This is a genomic window from uncultured Caballeronia sp. (genome assembly GCF_964243625.1).
GTDB lineage: Bacteria > Pseudomonadota > Gammaproteobacteria > Burkholderiales > Burkholderiaceae > Caballeronia.
This window is the reverse complement of sequence record NZ_CAXTGZ010000685.1, coordinates 1-3,105: the sequence shown is the minus strand read 5'-3', so window position 1 is coordinate 3,105 and position 3,105 is coordinate 1. Positions and strand designations below refer to the sequence as shown.

General features: G+C 60.0%; 3 protein-coding genes and 2 pseudogenes. 1 reads left to right on the top strand and 4 read right to left on the bottom strand.

All coding sequences use genetic code 11. The annotated features are described in order from the left end of the window. The 3 genes and pseudogenes from ACFFAR_RS29280 to bamE all read right to left on the bottom strand — a co-directional run. Positions 1–201: pseudogene (locus ACFFAR_RS29280) on the bottom strand (MotA/TolQ/ExbB proton channel family protein); the annotation flags it as partial. A 34-nt stretch (positions 202–235) separates the two neighbouring features. After that, entirely contained in the window at positions 236–1,033 is a 798-nt protein-coding gene (gene dapB / locus ACFFAR_RS29275; RefSeq protein WP_174364071.1) for a 4-hydroxy-tetrahydrodipicolinate reductase, read from the bottom strand. A 178-nt stretch (positions 1,034–1,211) separates the two neighbouring features. Next, complete coding sequence (gene bamE / locus ACFFAR_RS29270; protein WP_062169215.1) at positions 1,212–2,039, bottom strand: outer membrane protein assembly factor BamE; 828 nt, start codon at positions 2,037–2,039, stop codon at positions 1,212–1,214. Between the two features lie 201 nt (positions 2,040–2,240). Here bamE and fur point away from each other — a divergent pair, with 201 nt between their 5' ends. Then, entirely contained in the window at positions 2,241–2,669 is a 429-nt protein-coding gene (gene fur / locus ACFFAR_RS29265) for a ferric iron uptake transcriptional regulator (protein ID WP_056356132.1), read from the top strand. 99 nt (positions 2,670–2,768) lie between these two features. On the opposite strand, the pseudogene ACFFAR_RS29260 reads toward fur, so the two are convergent. Then, positions 2,769–3,105: pseudogene (locus ACFFAR_RS29260) on the bottom strand (erythrose-4-phosphate dehydrogenase); the annotation flags it as partial.

The window sequence follows — 3,105 nt, the reverse complement described above, 5'->3', positions numbered from 1 at the left end:
CCCGATGCCGTCCGAAAGCGTCGCCGCCTGCCAGAACCGTTGCACGGCGCGTGGCCCTTGACGTTTCGCACGCACGAGAACCCACGCCTTCACGATCAGGAAACACCAGCTCGCCACCGACATGGCCAGCAGCACGCCCGCCACGCCATGCGTGATGCCGTCGCTGCTCTGCAAGTAATGAATGATGCCGGTTGTTGCCATTGAACTCGGACCTCGAAGGAATCTGCAGCCTGGCTCAACGCAAGCCGAGCACGTCCTGCATGTCGAACATTCCGCGCTCCCGGCTCGCCAGGAATTGCGCGGCGCGCAGCGAACCTTGAGCGTAAGACAAACGGCTGGAAGACTTGTGCGTGATCTCGACGCGCTCGCCGATGCCCGCGAACAGCACCGTGTGGTCGCCGACAATATCGCCGCCGCGAATCGCAGCGAAACCGATGGTGGAGGGATCGCGTTCACCCGTCACGCCTTCCCGGCCGTACACCGCGCATTCCTTCAAGTCGCGGCCGAGCGCGTTGGCGATCGTCTCGCCCATTGCCAGGGCGGTGCCCGACGGTGCATCGACCTTGTGCCGGTGATGCGCCTCGATGATCTCGATGTCGTAGCCTTTATCGAAGTGTCTGGCCGCGAATTCCAGCAGCTTGAGCGTCACGTTCACGCCCACGCTCATGTTCGCCGAGAACACGATCCCGATCTTCTCTCCGGCGGCACGCAATTGCGCTTTCTGCTCGTCGTTGAAACCCGTCGTGCCGATCACCATTTTCACGTTATGCCGCAACGCCGCTTCCAGATGCACGAGCGTGCCTTCGGGACGCGTGAAGTCGATCAGCACATCGCTTGCGGCAAACACCTGCTCGATATCGTCAGTAAGAACCACGCCCGTGGTTTTACCGAGCAACGTACCCACATCCTCGCCGAGCTGCGGTGATCCCGCGCGGTCGAGCGCGCCGGACAAGGTCACGTCGGGATTATTGAGAACGGTTTCGATCAGCATGCGGCCCATACGGCCCGATGCACCGGCGATGGCGATTTTCATGGCGTGTCTCGCGTGATGAAGCGTATTGGCGTTGTGCTGCTGTGGTGTTGCGGATATTGCAACAAGCAATTCGTGCAGAAGCATCAGAAGCGTCGAAGCGGCGCGTTGGCCGCTTGCGAGATAGTGCAATCAGGCGAGAACGGCGGGACAGCCAATGAGGAGACGCCCGCCGTGCTGCTTAATTGGTTTTCGTCGATGGTACGTAGAACGTTGCCTGTCCATCCGTGTTTGCCGGCGTAGGCGACGTACCGGCAGGCCCGACTGCAGCACTGTTCGGAATGGTCACCGTCTGCGGACGCCGCTGCAACTGAATCTGCGAGTTGCCGGCAGCGCTGACGTTCGGTGGCAGGCTCGGATTGCCCGGCACGTTCGGCATGGCCGACGAGCGGGTACGTCCGGTCGGTGCTTCCACGGCCGCCGTTGCACGGTTGGCGGCTTGCGCGGCCTGCTGGTTGGCGTCGCCGGCGAATGCATTCGATGCATCCGGCTGCGTGCTGGGCTCGCCACCCGGCGCCGAGACGGTCGTGGCCGCCGGCGTAGCCGGAACGCCGCTGGCGCCGGCTGCGCTCGCCATGCCCGGAACCGGCGCTGCGGGAATCTTGCGGCCCTTGTCGCCATCGATTTCAGCCAGCAGCTCGAGATTCGACGGCAGGTTCTCGCCACCCGTCCAGTTCGCCACGCGATCGCCGGCGAAATTCACCACGAAATCGCGCTGCTGAACAACCGAAGTCGATCCGCGCTTGAAGTAGAAAATATAGTCCCAGCGGTCCGCGTGGAACATGTCCGCGAGCAGCGGCGTGCCGAGGAGCGTTTTCACCTGATCGCGCGACATGCCGACTTGCATCTGCGCCGCAGCTTCTGCCGAAACGAAATTCCCCTGCACGACCGTGATCCGATACGGCGTGATGTGTTGCGCGATGCTCTGCGTGACGCTGTCATAGGTGGAACAAGCGGACAACCCGGCCAGGACGGTCATGGTGGCGGCAGCAATCAAAGTTCCGCGCATACGACGGCTCTCCCGGCAATTCGATAAAGATTTTGGAAACATTTCACCCTTCATTTCACCCTTCGCCTGGCCCATTGCCCGTATGGGCGCAGGAAGTTTCGAAGTCTTTCGGAGATCGCGCCATTTCGTTCGGATGGTGACCAGAACGGTAAAAACGCATTACTATGAGAACCTTGAATTGTACTCTAGGGATGCCTAGCCATGACCAATCCCGCCGATCTCAAAAATATCGGGCTGAAGGCAACCCTGCCCCGGCTCAAGATCCTCGAGATTTTCCAGCATAGTCCGGTGCGCCACCTGACTGCAGAAGATGTGTATCGCAACCTGTTGCACGAAGAACTCGATATCGGTCTTGCGACCGTGTACCGCGTGTTGACGCAGTTCGAGCAAGCAGGGCTGCTGTCGCGCAGCAACTTTGAATCCGGCAAGGCCGTGTTCGAACTCAACGAAGGCTCGCATCATGACCACCTGGTGTGTCTTGACTGCGGCCTGGTCGAAGAGTTCTTCGACGCTGAAATTGAAAGCCGTCAGCAAGATATCGCAAAAGAACGCGGGTTCAAGCTGCACGAACACGCGCTCGCACTCTACGGCACGTGCACGAAGGAACAGTGTCCGCACAGGAAAAACTGATCCGTTCGCAGCGGTTGTAGCGTTGTCATGCCAGGAAATAAAAAACCGCCGGTTCTTGCAAACCGGCGGTTTTTTTGTGCTTACGTCAGCTTCGCTGCCTTACTTCGCATTGGCCAAAGCCACAGCCGTGTCCAGCATGCGGTTCGAGAAGCCCCACTCGTTGTCGTACCAGCTCGACACCTTCACGAGACGGCCTGACACCTTCGTGAGCGTTGCGTCGAACGTGGACGATGCCGGATTGTGGTTGAAGTCGATCGAGACCAGCGGCGCCGTGTTGTAGCCCAGAATGCCCTTCAGCGCGCCTTCCGATGCTTCCTTCATGATCGAGTTCACTTCTTCCACCGTCGTGTCGCGTGCGGCAATGAACGACAGGTCGACGATCGACACATTGATGGTCGGCACGCGAATAGCGTAACCATCCAGCTTACCCGCCAAT